Origin of the sequence: Microcoleus sp. BR0-C5 (assembly GCF_036705045.1) — a bacterium.
In the GTDB taxonomy this organism is placed as follows: domain Bacteria; phylum Cyanobacteriota; class Cyanobacteriia; order Cyanobacteriales; family Microcoleaceae; genus Microcoleus.
Map to the genome: position 1 here is coordinate 1 of NZ_JAUBTR010000006.1, position 21,585 is coordinate 21,585.

General features: G+C 45.5%; 13 protein-coding genes, 1 tRNA gene and 2 pseudogenes. 4 read left to right on the top strand and 12 right to left on the bottom strand.

Annotated elements, in window-relative coordinates; genetic code table 11:
* The 4 genes and pseudogenes from QUB08_RS04440 to QUB08_RS04460 all read left to right on the top strand — a co-directional run.
* The coding region (locus QUB08_RS04440) for a transposase family protein (protein ID WP_333223637.1) at positions 1-300 on the top strand (300 nt) is incomplete at its 5' end.
* Positions 301-483: 183 nt separating this feature from the next.
* Positions 484-1,444: pseudogene (locus tag QUB08_RS32095) on the top strand (IS1634 family transposase); the annotation flags it as partial.
* Positions 1,445-1,751: 307 nt separating this feature from the next.
* A pseudogene (locus tag QUB08_RS04455) lies at positions 1,752-2,136 on the top strand (transposase); the annotation flags it as partial.
* A gap of 292 nt (positions 2,137-2,428) precedes the next feature.
* A complete protein-coding gene (locus QUB08_RS04460; protein ID WP_333223641.1) occupies positions 2,429-2,749 on the top strand; it encodes a hypothetical protein in 321 nt (106 codons plus the stop codon).
* A 54-nt stretch (positions 2,750-2,803) separates the two neighbouring features.
* Here QUB08_RS04460 and QUB08_RS04465 read toward each other — a convergent pair.
* The 12 genes from QUB08_RS04465 to QUB08_RS04520 form a co-directional block, all read right to left on the bottom strand.
* Positions 2,804-2,885 (bottom strand) — tRNA-Leu (locus QUB08_RS04465).
* Between the two features lie 428 nt (positions 2,886-3,313).
* On the bottom strand, positions 3,314-4,024 hold the full coding sequence (locus tag QUB08_RS04470) for a peptidoglycan-binding protein (protein WP_333223642.1): 711 nt from the start codon (positions 4,022-4,024) through the stop codon (positions 3,314-3,316).
* A gap of 817 nt (positions 4,025-4,841) precedes the next feature.
* Positions 4,842-7,262 (bottom strand): sucrose synthase, encoded by a 2,421-nt coding sequence (locus tag QUB08_RS04475; RefSeq protein ID WP_333223643.1) that lies wholly within the window; start codon positions 7,260-7,262, stop codon positions 4,842-4,844.
* A gap of 129 nt (positions 7,263-7,391) precedes the next feature.
* Positions 7,392-8,915 carry a carboxypeptidase M32 gene (locus QUB08_RS04480; RefSeq protein ID WP_333223644.1) on the bottom strand — a complete coding sequence of 508 codons (1,524 nt, stop codon included), beginning with the start codon at positions 8,913-8,915 and terminating at the stop codon, positions 7,392-7,394.
* A gap of 79 nt (positions 8,916-8,994) precedes the next feature.
* Positions 8,995-10,197 (bottom strand): tetratricopeptide repeat protein, encoded by a 1,203-nt coding sequence (locus tag QUB08_RS04485; RefSeq protein WP_333223645.1) that lies wholly within the window; start codon positions 10,195-10,197, stop codon positions 8,995-8,997.
* Between the two features lie 322 nt (positions 10,198-10,519).
* The gene (locus tag QUB08_RS04490; RefSeq protein ID WP_333223646.1) at positions 10,520-11,221 is read right to left on the bottom strand and encodes a Uma2 family endonuclease; all 702 of its coding nucleotides are present in this window, start codon (positions 11,219-11,221) and stop codon (positions 10,520-10,522) included.
* Positions 11,222-11,430: 209 nt separating this feature from the next.
* Positions 11,431-13,521 carry a tetratricopeptide repeat protein gene (locus QUB08_RS04495; protein ID WP_333223647.1) on the bottom strand — a complete coding sequence of 697 codons (2,091 nt, stop codon included), beginning with the start codon at positions 13,519-13,521 and terminating at the stop codon, positions 11,431-11,433.
* On the bottom strand, positions 13,518-14,864 hold the full coding sequence (locus QUB08_RS04500; protein WP_333223648.1) for an ATP-binding protein: 1,347 nt from the start codon (positions 14,862-14,864) through the stop codon (positions 13,518-13,520). Before QUB08_RS04500 ends, QUB08_RS04495 begins: the two co-directional genes overlap by 4 nt.
* Before the next feature lie 104 nt (positions 14,865-14,968).
* On the bottom strand, positions 14,969-15,487 hold the full coding sequence (locus QUB08_RS04505; protein WP_333223649.1) for a Ycf51 family protein: 519 nt from the start codon (positions 15,485-15,487) through the stop codon (positions 14,969-14,971).
* Positions 15,488-15,587: 100 nt separating this feature from the next.
* Positions 15,588-16,646, bottom strand: coding sequence for an adenylate/guanylate cyclase domain-containing protein (locus QUB08_RS04510; protein WP_333223650.1), 1,059 nt, complete (start codon positions 16,644-16,646; stop codon positions 15,588-15,590).
* Positions 16,643-17,017 (bottom strand): response regulator, encoded by a 375-nt coding sequence (locus QUB08_RS04515; protein WP_015177895.1) that lies wholly within the window; start codon positions 17,015-17,017, stop codon positions 16,643-16,645. Before QUB08_RS04515 ends, QUB08_RS04510 begins: the two co-directional genes overlap by 4 nt.
* The gene (locus tag QUB08_RS04520; RefSeq protein ID WP_333223651.1) at positions 17,010-20,744 is read right to left on the bottom strand and encodes a response regulator; all 3,735 of its coding nucleotides are present in this window, start codon (positions 20,742-20,744) and stop codon (positions 17,010-17,012) included. Before QUB08_RS04520 ends, QUB08_RS04515 begins: the two co-directional genes overlap by 8 nt.
* Positions 20,745-21,585: the final 841 nt, after the last annotated feature.

The following is a 21,585-nucleotide window of genomic DNA, read 5'->3' on the forward strand; positions in this document are numbered from 1 at the left end:
GAAGAACGCTCACAGTTTGACCCTCAACAAAGATTTAAAGGAGATAAAGCTTACGTTGGAGAAGCTTTAATTACAACTCCTATTAAAAAACCCAAAAATCGAGAATTAACAACTGAACAAAAAGAACAAAACAAAGCATTTTCGGCTAAAAGAATCTTTGTTGAACATCGAATTCGCTCGCTCAAAATATTTCGAGTTGTCCAAGAAAGATTTAGGTTGAATCCCCAAAAATATGAGCAAGTAGTGTTGACGATTTGTGGAATAGTAAGGTTGCGAATTAGAGCGCTAATATTACCATGAGAAATATCTGCTACATCATCAGGTTAAAATCAACGCACATAACTAGATATTTTGGCTTAATTATCAACAATAAATATCTCAAAGCCTTATTAGAGCGTACAGAGTCGCTAATTTAGGATGATTGCATTTACGTCATACAGCCGGCGTTACACAAAGGCTTTAATTGTTTTTGGAGATGTCTATAGTGCATTATATACCGCTCCCAATTGAGAAATGTTAATTAATTTAAGATGGTTAACTCGTGTAACGCTGAGCCTCAAACAAGCATGGCAACTGGTATCTCAATTAAATGAATCAAAATTTAAGTCTAGTTCTGTGACGGGATATAGTTGGTCAGAACACAAAAGTAATTATGGTGGAATTACACAAAGATGGTTAGTAGTAGAGAGCAGTTTACGTCGTGATGCCGACCAACGTAAATTAGAAAAAAAACTCAAAAAAGCTGAGAGTGAGGGTCAGAAAAAGCTGCGAGAGTTATCAAATATTGAATTTGCTTGTGACAGCGATGCCTTGTCAGCAGCCTGTCGTTTATCTACGGAAATAAAATATCATAATTTAACCCAAATTAGTATCAGACAATCGACAGTAAAATCCGGTGCTAATTCGACCAGTTCTGACATTTCTAGCTCCAAGTTAATATTTAAAGTTCAAGCACAACTAGAATTAGATGAAGCGTGCGGTAGCCAAAGCAACCAAAGCTAGTGGCAGATTTATCTTAGCTACTAATGTGCTGGATGCTTCACTATTAAATCCTGATGAAATGATTATAAAACATAAGGAACAGCAGGCAGCAGAGAGAGGGTTTGGCTTTTTGAAGGACCCACTATTTTTTACGGATAGCGTGTTTCTGAAGTCGCCGGAAAGAATCGAGGCTTTAACTTTGGTAATGGGTTTGTGTTTGTTGGTTTATACTTTAGGTCAAAGATTACTCCTGCAAAACTTGCAACTCACTAATAAAACCATAAAAAATCAGTTGGGTAAAGAAACCAATCGACCTACTTTGCGCTGGATATTCCAAAGTTTTCAATCAGTTCATGCCGTTGGGATTCAAGGAGTTCAGCAAGTTTCTAATTTGACAGCCGAACGGTTGGCGATATTAAATTTGTTTCCAGTTACTTGTCGGTCTTATTATTTATTGCTGTGAAATAAAGTCGCGCAGTGAATTAGTAAATTTGATTTAAATTTAATCGATAGTTGATTCAGCAGTGATGTTAATCGTCACCATGTGGGCGATATATGCTGGGAATTAATACTTAGTTTGGGTGTGATTTTTGACGTTTTATAGATTAAGAAGATTTACTTCATGCCCGAACGTCAATTTTGAGGAATGGACAACCGGGTGATGCTTTGTTACACAAATCTTTAGGTTTTTTTACTCACTATTGTCTCGGAAGATCGACTTTGAGCTACTCAATTCGCGTATGTGCCAGTTGGGGGTACGGAATGTGGGTTTAAATGTCTTGGGAATCATGAATCGGCAAAACACTCTTCATGCTTATGTTTCAGAGCAGACTATTAATTCGCTCTGTAATCATAGCCTGCATAGATACTTTCTTTGCTGTGGTGGAGCGGCCAACAGTTATTGTAGTAGATCAAGCTTCTATTCATACTAGCAATGCCATTTTCGAGAAAATTGAAGAATGGAAAGAACGCGGTTTAACTATATTTGAATTGCCTACTTATTCACCTGAATTAAATTTAATAGAGATTTTGTGGCGGTTTATCAAATATCAATGGCTCGAAATAGATGCCTACTCTAGCTGGCAATCTCTTGTTTCATCTGTAGAAAAAATTATTAAAGAATTTGGAGATAATTATGTAATTAATTTTGCTTAACTACTTAAGTAGGTAGGCGCTGTAAAACACAATTATGTAAACGATCGTAAAGTATCCAAATGCCCTAAGCGTGGCTAAGTTAGCCCTGTTTACATACTGTTAGATAGCTGTGTTTAATCCCGCTTACCTACTTAGCTACTTGGTCAGGTTCGATAAGCCTGTTAAGAATATTCGGCAATCAGAGTTTGAGCCTTCTGACTTGATGAAGCTTTAAATGGCGATTGCTAGACATTGTGGTAGAAATTGTGCTATACAGCAATGTCTAGTTACTACTAGACATAATCTAGACAGATTGCTACTATCTGACCAGACAAGCGCTAGACAGGTACTAGACATTACAGACAGAGTACAGCTTAATTTGAGATTGGATGGCAAGCGGGAATTACTCGAAACAATTAAGGAAGTAGCACCAGCAGAGGGCTTGAGCGTTAATACTTGGGTAGTGCGAACTTTAGAGCAAGCGGCCAACCAGGCAATATCAGCGCCACCAATTCAACATCAAACACAAGTGTCCGAAATTTCGGACATCGAACCAGTGCTAGACAAATTGCTAGAAACTAAGCTAGACACTCTGCTACCGGCTAAATTAGCGAAGGATGAGCGGAAAGCGTAAGTTTTAATGGCGTAACCAGCCTGAAACTATTGATGTACAAAGCGTTAAGAGTAGTGCGGATAAAAGGACTTGAACCTTCACTCCTCTCGGAACCAGAACCTAAATCTGGCGCGTCTGCCAATTCCGCCATATCCGCATTTTGACATCTAAATACTATAGCACACCACAGAGCGATGGGTCAATAGATTTTAGATTTTAGATTTTAGATTTTAGATTGAAGGAAGCGACACACTGATAAATCCGCAGGCTGATGACCAAATATAGCCTTTCTCAGTAACAGGAGGTGATCATAGGGCTCCGTGGCCTCCGTGGCCTCCGTGGGCATAGGCATAGGACTCGCCCCCATACCTCACAACGCGATCGAACCGCTATAGCTCGATCGGTCAATCGATTTTAGATTTTAGATTTTAGATTTTAGATAAAATAAAGCGACCCACTGATAAATCCGCAGGCTTATGACCAAATTGCTCGATCGGTCAACATCGAGAAACCCGGTCATTTGGGGACACCGGGTTCAATCGTGAGTTATCGCCACAGCAATTTTCCGTTTTTTTCACTTGTCACTTACTTTTGGCCGAGCGCTTTCCAGGTTGTTTCGTCCACCATGCCGCTAGCGGTCAAACCCTTATTCTCCTGAAAGTTCTTGACAGCCGTAGCAGTGCGAGCGCCAAAAATGCCGTCGATCGGGCCTGGATCGTAACCCTGCATTTCCAAACGCACCTGTAGCGTCTTTACCTTGGAACCGACAGCGCCTTTATTTAGAAGAGTTGGAGGATTGCCGGCAACAGCAGCATTGCTCAGAATTGGAGCATTGCTCTGCACAGTTTCAGGAGCAGACGCCGGATCTGCTGCTAAAGCTGTCCAAGTTTCTTTGTCCACAATGCCGTCTGACTTCAACCCCTTAGACTGCTGAAAGGCACGAACCGCCGATGTAGTGCGAGAGCCATAGGAACCGTCGATCGTCCCCACCTTGAAACTGTGCACCTGCAAGCGCTGCTGTATGGCTGCAACTTCTGGCCCGTCAGCACCCGCCGAGATAGTTTTTTCCTTTTTCACTGGCGCCTGCTCGCCCGCGTAAAAAGGCTTGTTAAACATATCTGCTTGGGACTTTCCCTCCGGCGATGCTGACGCACCCGGATCGGCGGGAGCCGTAAAGTCTCGGCGGTACTCTTCCTGCACCAAGGGTTCGGAGTCAAAAGCAGCAATTGCCTTTCGGGTTAAGCCGGGAGCGAGCAGAGCGAGCAAGCTGAAAATCGTAACAGTAGTCACACGCATAAATTTCATCCTGTTAGTGAGGTTTGACAAGGTTTCCCTGTTTTCATGTTTCTAAATCTAATTGTATTACCCGGACAGCTTTCTGAGACATATAGCAGAAGCAAGAAGGAAGAAGCTCCTTCGACTTCGCGATCGGGTAACAAGAAGTCCGAGGGAAGGGGTAATAGACCGCATTGGTTTAGGCCATTAAGAAACTTCTAAGCGTCTGGCGCGGTTGCTATATCTGCCCCGGTCTCTAGAATTTCGGCAATCGGGACACCAGCACTCAGAAGTTGCGAGTTGGAAGTTACCTGTTAGAAGTAGGGGCCGGTTCGCACTATTCCTAATAAACCCGGTTGATTCCGAGATGTTTTGTTGCCAAAGCCAATATTTTCGTATAAACCACGTCTTTTAGCCTCAGTCTTATGGTACAAAACCTGCCGTCATTCACAAATCTTTACAGGCGTCTTTTGTACAAAGTTGATCTATCAAAGGCGAAGTTTTTTCCTTGAATCCCCCCGTAATATCAATTTCGGTTGTATCTGAGATGTTGCACCATTCTCAATTACTTGTTTAGGAACAGGCTTTTCGGCCTGTTCCACAAGAAAATTCATCTCTTGTGGAATGGGCCGTTTAGGAACAGGCTTTTCGGCCTGTTCCACAAGAAAATTCACTCTTTGTGGAACAGGCCGAAAAGCCTGTTCTTGACAATGGTGCAACATCTCAGTTGTATCGGAATTATTAGACCTCTCTTGACGCAGAGGATACAGAGAAAGGGAAGAGAGAGAGGAATAATTCCGATACCAACGGATTTGATATAAAAAGCAAAACTCGCCTCTTATCGATTTGCGTGTTCTGCCAATAAAGCCTTGGCTCTTGGCTTGTAAATCAGATAAAACAGCGATTCTATGTAGCGGAGCATATCTTCGCGGTTTTCCTTGGACGAGTAGTTCCAGAAACCGTAAGTCCGCGCCAGTGTCAGCAGCTTGGCAGTGTGAATTTTCCAGGTATACGTGCTGTAAACTCGGTCAATCCCTCGCGTTGAAATTTCATACCAATAGTTGGGATTGTCTTCGCATTTCGATAAAAAATCTAGAATTTTTTGGGCGGTTTCCGGGTGGTTTGTCGGGTTGATATAAAACCCATTTACCCCATCTTGAATGATTTCCAGCGGGCCGCCAAACTGCGTCCCGAAAGTGGGAATGCCGGTAATCATTGCTTCGAGAATTGTCAAGCCGAAAGCTTCAAATAATGCTGGCTGAACAAATATACCTTGGGTGTCGGCGATTACCCGGTAGATTTCGCCGGACAGGCTTTTGGAAAGCCTCACTCCCAGCCAGCGAATTTTACCGTGAAGGTTGTATTGGTCGATAATTGCGTAGAGTTTTTTAATTTCTTCTGCTTCTTCGTAGTCTTCGGTTTCTTCTACCCGCAGCTTGCCAGCTACTAGAATTAAGTTGCATTTCTCTTGCAGTTCCTTGCTTTTTCCAAACAATTCTGCTAAGCCTGTCAGGTTTTTAATGCGATCGAGCCGCGCCATCGAAAATAAAGGGCGCTTTTGCGGGTCGTCGAGTTTGCCAAAGACTTGTTCGGGGTCTTCTAGAGTAAACAGCAGTTCGCCCGGCCGATCGCGATCGCCTTGCACCCGGTCTTCTATCCGCGTGTAGGGAAAGTACACACTTTCGTTGACTCCCGGCGGCACTACGTTGAATTTAGGGCTGAACAGTTCAATTCCGTTCACAACATGGTACAAATCCGGCCTGGTAAAACAATGGTAAGATTCGTACTGACCGACACTATCGGGTTGGCCCACAATCTCTTGATAGGTGCTGCTGACAATACAATTAGCTGCATTCATAGCAATTATATCGGCCGTAAACTGCAGCGAAAAATGGTATTTATCCTCTGATTCTTGCCAGTAGAGATTGCTGAACAAATATTTAGATTTTTCCAGCGCATGGGCAATATTGCACTGAGTAGTTTTGAGCTTGCGACACAGCAAAAACGCTACCAAGTTGCCGTCGGAATAGTTGCCGACAATTAAATCTGGTTTGCCCTGAAACTCAGCCAGCACTTCTTTTTCTGCATCGATCGCGTAAGTTTCCAAATAAGGCCAAATCTCAAATCTAGAAATCCAATTTTGAGTCAGTTTGGGATTGAACTCGCGGAAGGGAACCCGCAAAATCCAAGCATTTTCTGTGCCGTGAACTTTTTCCAAACGTTGGTTGCAGGGCGTGCCGTCGCTGTTAGGAATTAACCGGGTGAGAATAATGACTTTAGGTTTGACTCCTAAACTATCGAGGCCGGCAAGATGAATGTCTTCTTGCAATTGTTTCTCTAAACTCTTGGCTTGATCGAGAACATAAACTACCTGACCTCCCGTATCCGGTCGCCCCAAAACTCCTTCTTGGCCGAACCAGCCGTGAGGAGAAACTAGGACGATTTTGAAAATCATCGGGATGCGAGAAATAAATGCTTCTAGGGTTTGCGGATCGGGGGAATCAATTAATTCGTCCAGAATTCCTAGGGTTTCTTGCACGCGGGCGGCGGTATTGCCCCAACCGGCCTCAAAACCCATCATTTGCAGAACCAATCGAAATCTCTCGTAGGGTTCTTCTTCCGAAAGATCGTTGACAAAGGTGAGGGCTTTTTTGACTTGTTCTGAAAGTTTTTCTTGGGATTTTATGCGATCGTTAATTAGTAATTGTACGCCGTTGCAGCGGTGAATCCGCAAGAAATTAAATAGACTTTCCTGCCACTGTCTGGCGTCTTGAAACAGTTTGCTAGAAAGGTATCGGTTGAGGAATTGCACTCCTTTACCGATGTTTTTGGGGTCGCGAATTGTGGGATAATAATCGTAAAAAGAGCCGAAATCTAGTTCTAGAATGTCACCTTCTTGGGGGTGAAAGTGGTTGACGAAATGATCGCGCACGTCGAGCAATTCTTGCACTGTCATCTGCTCAACAGTCAAGTCGTCTGCAACTCGGACTATTTCCATTGTAGCAATTTTGGGTCGCAGCAGGACGCAAAGGCTGCCATCTTCGAGAATAATTTCCTGAACGTAGTAAATTAGTTTGCTTAAAAGAGAAGATTGATGGAACTGTTCAGGCTTTTCGTATTTGGTGCAGTAGGCGGCAAAAGCGTTAACTATGTCGTTTCGCAGTAAATATTTGTTTCCCAAAGCGCGTAAATCGCTGACAAACTGATGCAAGTCGGTTTTTTCTTCGCTGGCGATCACAGCCTGAAAGAGTTCAGACATACATACTCCCTTATTTAAGACTTTTGATTTCCGCTGTGAAATTAGGCGATACTCAAACAGTATCGCCCTCTTTTTTAAGCGGCTACTTTTTTTGTAATTTTAAAGTCTGCAATCTGAACTTGCTATCCTTCAAATGACATAAAACTCCCCGTATTTGTGGCGAATGTAACGGATAAAGGGATCGATCGTTAAAGGTGAACCTGTAACGCGATCGATCAATTCGACAGCAGTGTATTTGCGGCCGTGCTGGTAGATGTTTTGTTTGAGCCAGTTGTGGAGTACGCTAAAATTGCCCCGTTCTATTTCTACGGGAATTTCAGGATTGATTTTTACTGCTGTTTCGTAGAATTGGGCGCTCATCAAGTTGCCGAGGGTGTAACCTTGGAACATTCCGCCGATCGTACCAACATACCAGTGAACATCTTGCATGGCGCCTTCGCCGTCGGTGGTGGGGACAACTCCCAGGTCGTTTTGATAGCGTTCGTTCCAGGCTTCGGGGAGGTCTCGCACTGCTAGTTTTCCCTCTACCATTGCCAATTCTAGGTCAAAGCGGATGGCGACGTGGAGGTTGTAGGTTACTTCGTCGGCATCGGTGCGGATGAGCGATCGCGAGACTTTGTTAATTGCCCGGTAAAATGCGTCAGTGGATACGTGTCCCAACTGTCGCAAAAATATGCCTTGAAGTTGCGGGTAGAAACATTCCCAAAAACCGCGGCTGCGCCCGACCATATTTTCCCAAAGTCGCGATTGACTTTCGTGCACGCCGGAGGAAATGCCACCTGCCAGAAGCGTGCCTTCAAATTCCGGGGAATTTCCGAGTTCGTAGAGGGCGTGGCCAGCTTCGTGGATGCTGCTGAAGAGTGCTTGATCCAGGTGGTCTTCATAGACGCGGGTGGTAATTCGCACGTCGTCTATGGAAAAGTTGGTCATGAACGGGTGCAGGGTGGTGTCTTGCCGTCCCCGTTGGAAGTCGAACCCCATGCGTTCTACAACTTTGCGAGTGAATTCTAGTTGTTGGAATTCGGGGAACTCTTGGTGCAAGCAGGAGTCGTCGGCGGGAGGTTGGGAGGTGATGGCTTCGACTATCGGCACTAATTCTTGACGCAGTTGGGCGAAAAGCGGGCGCAGCAGGGATACTTTCATGCCGTAGTCGCTACGATCGATCAAAGGATCGGCGATGTGTTCGTAGCCGGGGAAAAAGTCGGCGTATTGCCTGCTTAATTCTAGGGTTTTTTCGAGATACGGCTCGACGGCTGCGAAGTTGTTGGCTGCCCTGGCCGCGGCCCAAGCTTCGTAGCAGTCGGCTTGGTGGCGGCAGAGTGCGGACATGAAGGTTGCCGGGAGTCGGGCGGCGCGATCGTAGTCTCTGCGGGCTATGCGGATCAGGCTGGCTGCGGTGGAGTCGTAGGGGAGGGTTTGTTCGTAGAAACGCAAGTCTTCTAGGAGTTCACCTATTTTTGGATCTGTAAATTTTTCGTGGGATATTTGTTTGAGAGTGGCCAACTGGCGGCCTCTGGCACTTCCACCTTTGGGGGGCATATAAGTTGATTGATCCCAATGCAGCAGCGACGAGGCTGATTCGATGTCGTTAACTTCTCTGAGGTGGGCTGCCAGTTGAGCGAATTTTGCTTGAGTTTTGTCTAGGGTTTGCATGATTGGGGTTTATGGTGCTGTTTTGCCTACAAAGGTTGCAGTGCGGCATCCGTCTCCATCAATCATAGCTACCCTGAAATCAAGCTAAAAACCGCACTTCTTCCCGTATTGTACGCAATTTAGAGTCATTTTTGCACAATTTGCGGTATTTATGCGGATTGAGTTCGATCGCCTTGGACAAGTTTTCGATCGCCAGCCGGATACTGGTAGTTACAACTTCCGGGCTGTTTGTGAGCTCGCCTGCTTCTTTTTCTAGGGCGTAAATGCAAGCTTTTTGATAGTACAGGTTTGGATCGTCGGGTGTGAGTGCGATGATTTTATCGTAGGAGGCGATCGCTTCGGTAAAGCGTTGAATTTTTTTGAGGGCGACGGCGCGGTTGTACCAGGCTTCGGTGTTGTCTGGCTGCAACTCTAGGGTTTTATCCCAAGAGGCTATTGCTTCTTCAAAGCGTTGTAAGTTGGCGAAGGCTAAGCCGCGGTTGTAAAAGGTTTCGCTGTCGTTTGGGTTGAGTACGAGGGCTTTGTCCCAGGATGCGATCGCTGCTTCAAATTGTCCCATTTGTGCGATCGCCGTGCCGCGTTTGTTCCACGCTTCGGCGGAATTCGGCCGCAGTTGCAGGGTTTTGTCGTAGGAGGCGACGGCTTCCGGGTATAGTTTTTCATCGGCTAGGGCTAAGCCGCGGTTGTACCAGCCTTGATGCAAGTCTGGTTTAAGTTCGATCGCTTTGTCGAAGGAGGCGATCGCTGCTGTATTTTGGTCGGATTTTCTCAGGGCAAATGCTTTGTTGTACCAAGCTTCGCAGTTGTCTGGTTTGATGGCTATGGCTTTGTCGTAGGAGGAGATCGCTTCTGATAATTTCTCTAAGCTGACGAGGGTGTTGCCGCGGTTCGTCCAAGCTTCGGGGTAGCTGGGATTGAGTTCGATCGCCTTTTCGTAGGATGCGATCGCTTCTGAAAGTCTGTTGACCTTCCGCAAAACGTTGGCGCGATTGTACCACGCTTCGGGATTGTTTGGTTTGATTTGTAGGGATTTGTTGTAGGCTGCGATCGCTTCTTCTAGCTGGCCCAGTTTTTTGAGGGCTACGCCTTGGTTGTACCAGGCTTCATAAAATTTTGGTTCAAGTTTGATCGCTTCTTCCCAAGATTCGATCGCAGCTTGGAATCGTCCCATTGCTTCTAGGGCGTTGCCGCGTTCGTACAAGGTTTGAGCCTTTTGGGTGTTGACTGCTATGGATTTTTCCCCTGAGTCGATCGGCTTTTCTATGCTGGCTAATTTTTGCAAGGGGTTTCACCTCTTTATTTTCTGTCTAATTGATTCTTTTCTTTTTTATATGCGATCTTTTTCGCCTGTGAGTGCTTTCGATCGCGACTATTTGGTTATTTATGGCAATTTTACAGGAATTTGGGGACTTTTTCAATTTTTCTCAGGATAATTCTAGAGGTGGGATTTGTAGGTATAGATTAATACTATTTTTTTAATCTGACTGCGTAGAAGAGAGGAAAGGGCGATCTGGCTGACAGAATTAAGTTAAAAGCATAAATAACCGCGATCGCCAGAAACCCGATTTTTCAAACAAACCGGGTTTCTGAGCATTTATTCGGGGTTAAATGCTATCTGGATCGATGTTCAATTCGCGCAGTTTAGCAGCTAAACGTTGAGCAATTTGATTGGCTTGTTCTGCTCTTTGATCTGCTTGTTCTGCTCTTTGATCTGCTTGTTGTAGGCGCTGACGATCTAATAACCTCTCTTCTTCTAATTCCGCATAGGAAAGAAACTTTTCTCCATTAGGCCGATAAATTTCTAACCCATCTTCTCCCAACTCAAATCGCACACCTAATCTCGGACTAATCCATCCCTCCATCGGCTCAATAACTTCTAAATTTCCCTCAATTCTTTGCCAACCTTCCAACTCATTTCTTTCTGGATCGTAAAGGTAATACTCCTCAACTCCATGACGCTGATAAAATGAAAGTTTCTTATTCATTTTAGTGTTGCTGTCGTTGTGGGAGCGAATCTCAAAGACGACTTGAGGGCCAATATTATCCTCTCGATATTGTATGTAGGAAAGGCGATCGCCCTTTGGCCTCCCAAATATCACCATCGTATCAGGTGCTTGAGAAATTTCCGGTTTCCCTTCAACTGGATACCACAGTAAATCGGCAGCTACAAAAACGTTTTGGTCATCTTTAAACAGCGATTCGCAACCTTCTTTGATTTTGACAATTAATTCGTATTGAATTGTGCTTTCTGCCATTGGTTGACCGTCGCTGGAAGGATAAATGATTTCTTGGGTTGTGACTTGCATAGTCGTTGTCTCCGAGAAGTATCTAAGTTTAATTGTACTATTTATTCAGATCAGCCGGCGGTTGAAACCGCGTCTACACCAACCAAGTAGCAGCAGAGGGGGACTAAGAAATAATAAGAGTGTTTGTGATGCTGTAGGGGCGGGTTTTACCAACAATAATTGCCTAAAACCGACAATCTCATAAACCCGCCCCGCCCAAGGGCAAATCCCTATTCTTGAATCAAGGCTTGAAACCGAGTATGCGATCGAATGCTATCAAAATCCGAGTCAGTTTTTGCCATTTCTCGGTATTTGTCAGGATTCAGATTGATGGCTTGCTGCAAATTCTGAATCGCTTGGTCAATTTGACTCTGTAACGCATAGCAGCAAGCTTTATTATAAAATGCAGATGTGTTATCTGGTTGAATTTCTAAGGCTTTGTCGTAGGAGGCGATCGCATCTTCTAGCCTGCCTAAATTACCCAGTGTATAGCCCCGATTGTTCCAGGCTTCGTGTTGATATGGTTGAATTTCTAAGGCTTTGTCGAAGGAGGCGATCGCTTCTTCTAGTCTGCCTAAATTATGCAGTGCAGAGCCCCGATTGTTCCAGACTTCGTGTTTATTTGGTTTGAATTCTAAGGCTTTGTCGAAGGAGGCGATCGCTTCTTCTAGTCTGCCTAAATTATGCAGTGCAATACCCCGATTGTACCAGACTTCGTGTTTATCTGGTGTGAGTTCTAAGGCTTGGTCGAAGGAGGCGATCGCCTCTTCTAGCCTGGCTAAATTACCCAGTGCAATGCCCCGATTGTTCCAGGCTTCGTCATCATCTGGTTTGAATTCTAAGGCTTTGTCGTAAGACGCGATCGCTTCTTCTAGCCTGCCTAAATTACCCAGTGTATAGCCCCGATTGTACCAGGCTTCGTGTTTATTTGGTTTGAATTCTAAGGCTTTGTCGAAGGAGGCGATCGCCTCTTCAAGCCTGCCTAGATCACCCAGTGCAATACCCCGATTGTTCCAGGATTCGTCATCATCTGGTGTGAATTCTAAGGCTTTATCGTAGGAGGTGATAGCCTCTTCTAGCCTACCTAAATTACCCAGTGCAATACCCCGATTGTTCCAAGCTTCGTCATCATCTGGTGTGAATTTTAAGGCTTTGTCGTAGGAGGCGATCGCCTCTTCTAGCCTACCTAAATTACCCAGTGCAATACCCCGATTGTTCCAAGCTTCGTGTTTATCTGGTGTGAATTCTAAGGCTTTATCGTAGGAGGTGATAGCCTCTTCTAGCCTACCTAAATTACCCAGTGCAATACCCCGATTGTTCCAAGCTTCGTCATCATCTGGTGTGAATTTTAAGGCTTTGTCGTAGGAGGCGATCGCCTCTTCTAGCCTACCTAAATTACCCAGTGCAATACCCCGATTGTTCCAGGCTTCGTGGTCATCTGGTTTGAATTTTAAGGCTTTGTCGTAGGAGGCGATCGCCTCTTCTAGTCTGCCTAAATTACCTAGTGCACTGCCCCGATTGTACCAGGCTTCGTGTTTATCTGGTTTGAATTCTAAGGCTTTGTCGTAGGAGGCGATCGCTTTTCGATACTCTTCAGCAAAGCTATATAATAAAGCCTGTTCAAAAAACAATTCAGCTTTTTGTTCAGGTGTTTGCCTATCCTCATCAATTAAACCTTTAATCCTCACCAATTCCTGTTTGTGTTCTTGGGGAGTCAAAGCTAAATAATCTTCTTGCTTCGATCTTTCCGAACAAGCTTGCATGGATTCCAGTTGCAAACTTTCTCCATCCATCGACAACTTAAATAAACTCGATCGCCAATCAAAGAAATCCGGTGCTCGTTCAATCAAATAATTAACGGCAAAACGAGGTAAGATAAACACAAAACAAATATTAAAATTATCTCTAAATCTTTCCCGCTGCTGGTTGAGATTGATCAAAACCGGTGGCACACCCCGCCAACTATAGGAATAAATTTCCTCACTTTTCCATCCCAGTTCTCTTTTTTCTTGTTCATACTCATAAAGTGAATATTCTAAGCCTGTCACAAACAAAATATTAATTTCATCTCGCTTTGGCAAATCTTCAATTATCTTATAAAAATTATAAACAGACTTATCCAGCGGTAACACCTGAATCTTTTTCTGGGATAAATCTTCTCGAACTTGCGTAATCAATCGTTCCCCCTCCGCCGGCACACACTCAACAAACAACAACCGGAAACCATTCGTCCGTTTGAGAGTGCGTAGCAGAGACTCATATTCTTCCTCTGCTGTTGCTGGCGGTAAATCGGCATCCCAATCAATTATTTCTGGAGTCATGGCTCAATTTCTGGAAGTGGTGCAAGACTATCTTGAAATTGCTTAATTCCTTTAATCAGCGGGTGAACGTCATGCCAATACTGGATTTCACCTGCTTCATCAAAGTAACGGTATTCCAAAATACAGCGGTTAAACAATAACTTGCGGCATTCATCCTCATTTTTGATTTCTTTTGAGCGTGAAACCTCAGCTAAAATTTTCCATTCTCCATCGTTTACATTTCTGCGAAAAGGATCTCGTGCTTTTGTAATAGCTCTTTGCACGGCTTTTGGAGAAATCGGCAATTCTTCAGTACGCTGAATAGCTTCTTCCATTAACTGTAACATATTTCGGACATGACCGCCACTCATCAAGCAAATTTGATTGAGTATTTCTAGGTTTTCAAACAGTCCAGTTTCCAGAGACAAGTTAGGAGAAAAAGGGCTGACTCGTTTACAAATCAACTCTTTCATTTTATTCAATCCTGGTTCGTAGATATTGCCATCACGAGTTCGCACCATAATCATCGGCAAAATTTCAGTGTTATCGTAATTGGAGGCTAACTCATTGGCACGATCGGAATACATCATGGAAATTGGTAAAGTATAGATAACGTGACAATCTAATCCTTTAAGTTGTTCGCAGCGGTTGATAAAAATGTCATCATGATTGTTGCTGCCTTCAGAGCCATTCAATATCACGATTCTGTCTAAATTATCCACAATAACTGCTAGTTGAGTATAGCCTTGAGGCAGATTTTCTTTAGCGCCAGCAATGTATTCATTTAGCGCAGTAATTAAAGTTGTTGTGTGAGGGTTTATTTTGCGGCGAATTTCTTGGCGCAAACTTGGTACAGCTTTAATATTTGCCGTGAGTTTGGTAAACAAAGTAATTTGAGATTCTAGACTGATAGAATCAAGGTTTACTTCCATTTGGGCCAAATCTTTTAATTCATTTCCTCGACTTTTTACCCAATTTAATAAAGCTTGAGATTTAGAGTTTGAGCTAAGTTTTTTCAATAAATGTTTGGTACAAGCGAGGAGAATATCGGTATATTCAGTATCTTCTGGATCGATATCTTCTTCTTCGGCGGCGAAATAGACTACAAAACAGCCTTTTGTTTGTAAATATTGTTGAAGTCGCAGCAATTCTGTTGATTTTCCCGCACCGCGATGTCCAGTATATAACTGACAAGTCATCCGTTCCGATCGCCGCTGAATCTTTATGCCCAAATCTTCTATAATATTCCCATCTCCTCGCGCTTCCTGACAGTCAACATACTGCGGATCATTTGCGGGCAAAGGATAGAATGGGTCAAAGGCATTGTAGAGGTTCGTTATTAATTTTTCGGATTCTTGAGTCATAATTTTATATTGTTTATAGTAGATTTGTCGTTGGTGGGGGCGGGTTTTTGAGATTGTCGGTTTTAGGCAATTCTTGTTTGTAAAACCCGCCCCTACAGGATTTATCAGGCTTGATATTTTTTCAGAATAGCAACTTTTTCGGGGAAGATTTCGATCGCCATTTTGTCATCATAACGAGTCGCGAGCGATCGTCTCACTTCGCCCAAAAACAGCGGCTGCGACAGCCCAGGTTCGGGATGTACAACTGTACGAACCCGGATTGTCATGTAGTCTCTGCCGCGTCCAGACCGCCCTGGAGAGTACAAATCTGCTGCTACTTGTCGCATCGTTGCTTCTAATTCCGATTCTGTGATCGAAGGTGGCACAGTAACTACTGTTTGAGCGCCGCCTGTATCGTAAACTAAAGAATAGCGCACCGCACCCGGAATTTCTGTGCGAGTAAACAGTCCCAAACCGAGACCGAATATACTCGCAGCAATTACTGCCATAAAGCTTGTCACTCCTACCAATCGGAAGCGAAAACCCCATTTGAAGATAAATGCTATAACTGTTAGAATAGCCAAGGCTCCTGTCAGAATTCCCGCCCATTGGGCGTACATTAAAAGGTTAGAATTTACGTTCATTTGATGATTTGTTGACTGTTGACTGTTGACTGTTGACTGTTGATATTAGTTACCGATACCCGATGCCCAATGCCCTGTTTTGCCAATGCCCAATGATTAATTAAGGGTTTCGGGCCACAAGCAGATAAGTCATCATATCGCCTTTCCCCTTCACTGAAATCACGCCACGCTCCTCAAAAACGTACTTACCCCGCAGGCGCTCGTAGGTAGCAACTGTCACCTGAATGCTGCCGGGGACGCCTTGAGATTCCATCCGGGAAGCTGTATTTACCGTATCTCCCCACAAATCGTAAGTAAATTTTTTAGTACCGATTACCCCAGCTTCTACCGGGCCTGTGTGGATGCCGATGCGAATGCTGAGTGGCTGACCTCCCTTGGTACGCATCTTTGTCATTGCTGCTTGAATTTCCAGCGCCATTTCGGCGATCGACTCGGCGTGGTCCTCGCTGGGCGTCGGCAAACCGCCAACCACCATATAAGCATCGCCGATCGTCTTAATTTTCTCAAGCCCGTAGCGCTCGGCCAACTCGTCAAAAGCCGAAAAAATCTCGTTGAGCAACTCCACCAATTGGGCCGGCGATAAATGAGCCGAAAGCTGAGTAAAACCGACCAAATCGGCAAACATCACCGTTACCTCAGCGAAACTGTCTGCGATCGTAATTTCCCCGTGTTTCAGGCGCTGCGCGATCGCCTTCGGTAAAATATTTAACAGCAAACGCTCGGACTTTTCCTTTTCCAGGGCCAACTCCTGTAAATACGCTTGCTCCTTATCCCGCAGCCGCTTCTTTTCCAGACAAGCGCTAATCCGAGCCTTGAGCAATACCGGATTGAACGGTTTAGAAAGATAATCCTCCGCCCCCAACTCAATACACCGGACGATACTATCGATATCGTCCACCGCCGAAATCATAATTACCGGGATGTAGCGCAACTTCTCGTCCGCCTTCAGACTTTCGAGCACCTGATAGCCGTTCATTTGCGGCATCATAATGTCTAGGAGAACCAAATCAAAAGGAACGCTTCGCAACATTTCCAGAGCTTGGAGACCATCTTCAGCAACAGTCACCAGATGGCCTTGACGCTGAAGTCGGCGGGCCAGCAAATCGCGGTTTACCTCATTGTCGTCAACAACCAGCACGCTGCCCTCGTCACCTTTCATGTCAGGGCCTCTTTCAGAAGCGTTTCAATTTTACCCAAAAGTCGGGGAAACTCCACCGGTTTGGTGTCGTAGTCATTGCAGCCGGCGGCAAGACACTTTTCACGATCGCCCGCCATTGCGTGAGCCGTCAGCGCAATCACCGGAATCCTGCTAGTTTCCGGAGCTGCCTTAATTTGCTGCGTTGCTTGCCACCCGTCGAGCACAGGCAGACTCATATCCATCAGAATCAAATCTGGTACTTTCGCGAGCGCCATCGACACTCCCTCAGCACCGTCAACAGCAATAAAGACCTCGTGTCCCTTGCGGGCCAGACGCCTGGAAAGCATATCTCTGTTCATTTCGTTATCTTCGACCAACAGGATTTTAGCCATTGGTGTTCTCCTTGCCTTTCGAGTCGTACCTGCGATCGAACCTGTCATTGACTATAGAGCGAACATCGCGCAACAAACTATCGCAACTGTAGACTCCCTTTTGTAGTACCCGCTCGACGTAGCCGTTTAGCTGCTGGCTTTCGGCCGGTGTCAAGTTTTTCCCCGTGAGCACCACAATCGGTATAGGATCTCCCGAATGGGATTTGCGAATTTCCCCGATCAACTCAAAACCATCCATTTCTGGCAACATCAAATCCAGTAATATCAGGTGCGGGCGAGCAACTTGTAGCCGATCGAGAGCAGCGCGTCCGCTGTCAGCTTCCGTTACTGCCCAGCCTTGTGTTTCTAGTACGCATCGCAGTATTTCGCGCGTGGCCACGTCGTCTTCCACAATTAGAATCTGACAGGTCAAATTGTTACTTGCAACGCCGTCTTGGTCGCGTCGGTACTTGTTCAACAAGGCAGCCAGCCGTTTGCCGTCCACTGGTTTGGTGAGGTAGTCCGAGGCACCCAATGCAAAGCCGAGGCTTTTGTTGCCCACAAAGGATAGCAGGATTACGGGAATTTCGGCAAGCTCAGGATCTGCCTTCAGCGCTGAGAGTACCGCCCAGCCGTCCATTCCTGGCATGATCACATCCAGGGTAATGGCGTCTGGCCGTAGTTGCTTAGCGAGCCGGAGAGCTTGCTCGCCGCCGCCGGCGACTTCTACGTGCAGTCCTTGGCGACTGAGGGTGCGCTGGATTAAATCCCGCGATATCGGGTCGTCATCAACTACCAGCACCGTGCCGACCGCGGGGGCGTCCAGATGGCTAGTGCTGTCGTGGACATTGTTGGGGATTTCCGGCTGTTTGATGACGCTGGGCAAGAGCACGGTGAAAGTGGTGCCGGAGCCCAAGGTGCTGCTGACCTCAATGCTGCCGCCCATCATCTGACAGAAGCGCTGGCTGATTGCTAGTCCCAAACCGGTGCCACCGTACTCGCGGGTAGTCGAGGCATCAGCTTGGATGAAAGGTTGGAAAACTCGCTCCAATTGCTCTTGTGTCATGCCGATGCCGGTGTCGGCGACGCGGAAACTTAAAAATTCGGAGTTGGAAATTAAAATTTGGGAAGATTCCTCTTGATTTTTCATTTTTAATTGTTCATTTTTAATTCTTTCCACTCCGATCGCAATTCTCCCGTTTTGTGTGAACTTGGCAGCGTTGCTGAGCAAGTTAAGCAGCACTTGCCGCACTTTGGTCATGTCCGCGTGCATGGTGTCGAGGTTGTCTGGACAGTACACTTCTAGGGTATTACCGTTTTTCTCTACCAGCGGCCTGGCCGTGGCAACAGCACTTTCAATTAAGCTATGGATGTCGAAGGTTTCTAAGTAGAGATCCATTCGGCCTGCTTCAATTTTAGAAATATCTAGGATGTCGTCAATCATGGACAGCAGGTGTTTGCCGGCGCTGCAGATTTTTTCGAGGTCGGGGACGAAAGCTTCATCGCCCAATTCTTCGGCTTCTTCTTGGAGCATTTCGCTGTAGCCGATGATGGCATTGAGGGGTGTGCGAAGTTCGTGGCTCATGTTGGCGAGAAATGTGCTTTTTGCCCGGTTGGCTGATTCTGCTGCTTCTAGGGCCAACTGCATGGCGGATTCTGCCTGTTTGCGATCGGTGATGTCTTGGACTGTGCCTTCGTAGTACAAAACCCTGCCGTTTTCGTCGCAGATGCTGCGGGCGTTTTCAGAAATCCATATCGTGCTACCGTCTCGGCGGTATATTTGGGATTCAAATTTTGCCACTTGGCGGCGCGCGCCCAATAGGGCTATAAACTCGGCGCGCCGATTGGGGTTAACGTAAAATTGACGGTTGATATCGGTGAGTTCGGCGAGCATTTGGGTACTGGATTCGTAGCCGTAAATTCGGGCTAGTGCGCTATTGCCGCTGAGGTAGTACCCGGTCGGCGTTGTCTGGAATATGCCTTCGACTGCGTTTTCAAAGATGCTGCGGTATTTTGTTTCGGATTGTCTCAAGGCTGCTTCTGCTCGCTTGCGCTCTAGGACATTGGCGAGCATTTCTCCTACCATTTTTAGCTGTGTTGATATTTCGGTTGCTCGACCTGCTGTTTGCTTTAAGCCCTCGAATCCGAGAAATCCTACTAGGTTTTTACTACAACCAATTAGGGGAATAATTATCAGCTCTTGGATATTTTTTAGCGGTTTTTGTGATTCTAAATTATTGAGGGAAGCGCCCATTGCAGGTATTGAGGCGGTTGCTGTTTGATTGACTGTTTGGGAGGGGGAGTCTGTCTGGAATTGGGCTGAATTTTTACCGATAAAATAGGCAATTTCGGCGATTGCTGAGGGCGGGAGTTCGCCGATTTCTGGAATATTAAGGCATTCGGCGCGATCGAGCTTTTCTGCAATCCAAGGGATTTGTGCGATGTCTATTGGTTTGTCGGTGCTGTTTTTGACTGCCGGAATGCTTTCGCCGCACCACTCGTAGGTTTTGTCGGCGCGGGTTTTGTCGAATGATAACAGGTAGATGTAACTGCGGTCAAACCCGCTCAATGTGGCGATCGCTTCCAGGGTTTGATCGATGCCTTTGTCTATTTCTGATAAGGGCTGGCTGATGAAATGGGTTGACAAACGGGCAATCAACTGAGCGAATTCTATTCTATACTGCAAAGATTGTTCTACTTTTTTGAGTTCGGTAACGTCTCGAAAGCTCCAGACTCTACCGATTGTTTTCGCTCCGACTTTTGAGGGCAACGAATTTAATTCAAGAATTCTTCCGTCTTTAAATTCTAATAATTCGCTGATTTGAGTATCTGAATCTGCAGACACTTTGAGCAGGTTTTGGAGAAATCCTTGCGGGTCTTTTAATTGTTCCCTGTCGAAGGGGAATCCTGTTTCGAGCGTGTTTTTGACTACTGTGCCGAAGCTCGATCGGCTCAACTTTCCTTGGCTGGCGGACAAACCCCACATCTCTAGAAATTTCTGATTATAATTACATATATTGCCGTTGATGTCAACCGCCAGAATTCCTGCATCTGTAGATTTTAGAACTGCTTGCAGTATCGAGAGCGATTGCTTGTGTTCTCTAATGTCAAAAATGTCAAAAATCTCAAAAAACACCAAAACTGATATTTCGCTGCCCTCAACTGCGGGATGGAAAAAATAGGAAACTGGTAAAATCTTGCCGTCGCGACACAAAAACTCGTCGTCCCAGTTGTTGCAAGGTTGACCGGAAGCGATCGCCTGTTGTAAATCTAGTGTAGGTGCGATCGGCCTATCTTCAGTCTTGCGGGGCGACTGTTTCGGAGCCGTCAAAACTTGGGATTTGTTGCCTTTGTTTTGCTTCCCGATGCGCTCTAGCAGGGAAACGCCTGCAAGTTCCGACTCTCGCCACCCCAGCAAGCGTTCGGCTTCTGGATTCACCGAGATTACACAGCCCTTTGCGTCAAGGATACACAATCCCGCTCCCCAACTGTTGACACTCGCCCGCAGTCGATCGAATTCTGAAGCTGTTGGAGAGTCTTGAGGGGAATGGAGCGAGTCAGTTAAATCCTTGAGCGCCACTGTCTCCAAGTTAAAACAATCTTCCTGCTCAAGTTCTTGCTGACTCTGAACTTGGTCATAGCTAAAACTTACCTGCTCTAATAAAAGCTGCCACTGCTCAGCAGTGGGAGGGGTAGACTCGCCGACTAAACCGAGCTGTTCGAGTTGGCGCTGGAGGTGGGGGTGCATATTTTCTGGCGCTTTGTAGGCAACTTTCTACAGTATATCTTTTTAATTAATAGTATATATAGCAATCCTCGCATCATTTGCATAATTATTGTAGGGGCAATCCCACGCCCGGTTGCCCGATAGATAGGGGGTAGGCAAAGAAAGGCACTACCCCTACAAATTTATCTGAATCATTTAGGATTGCTATATACGTAGGTATACCATTAGGGGACAAGTACGCGATCGAAATCTATAACAGGTTTTATAGAGAAGCCGAGGGATCATCTCTGCTCTCCAAAATCTTTCAAACTGCCCTAATTATATTATTTCTCAGAACTTTTAAGGGTGGTCCACAAACCTCTGCTCTGAATGTCGGCAGCACGCTAAAAAATAATAATAATATCATCTTATCAAGTCAATACTCAGGAAAGTTTGGGTAACGATAATACAAGCTTACGCGGGGCAAGGAGCATAAAAAAGTCGAATTCAATGCCATCCCTGGGTGGATCTGACATTAATTTAATTATCCACAGTCTATCAAAGTCCTAGAGTATCAGCCATTGGGCCATAGAAAAACTGTTCGAAGTATTAATCAAGTGAACTTACCCTCAAAAACTAGGTGGCAGCCAAAAAACGATCGCGGACGCGGGTACTGGACAGGAAAAATTCTTATTCCCATGCCAGCGGAAACAATTTCAGGACTTTTCGTATTTACTCATAAATTAATTAGGGTGATCTAACCCGCCCTAATCTTCTACCTCTATAGCAATCCTCGCATCATTTGTGAATTTATTACTCCCGATCGAGCGGGTTCGGGGAGGCTTGGGGTGGGGTAAAAATTTTACGACTCTTTTAATATTAC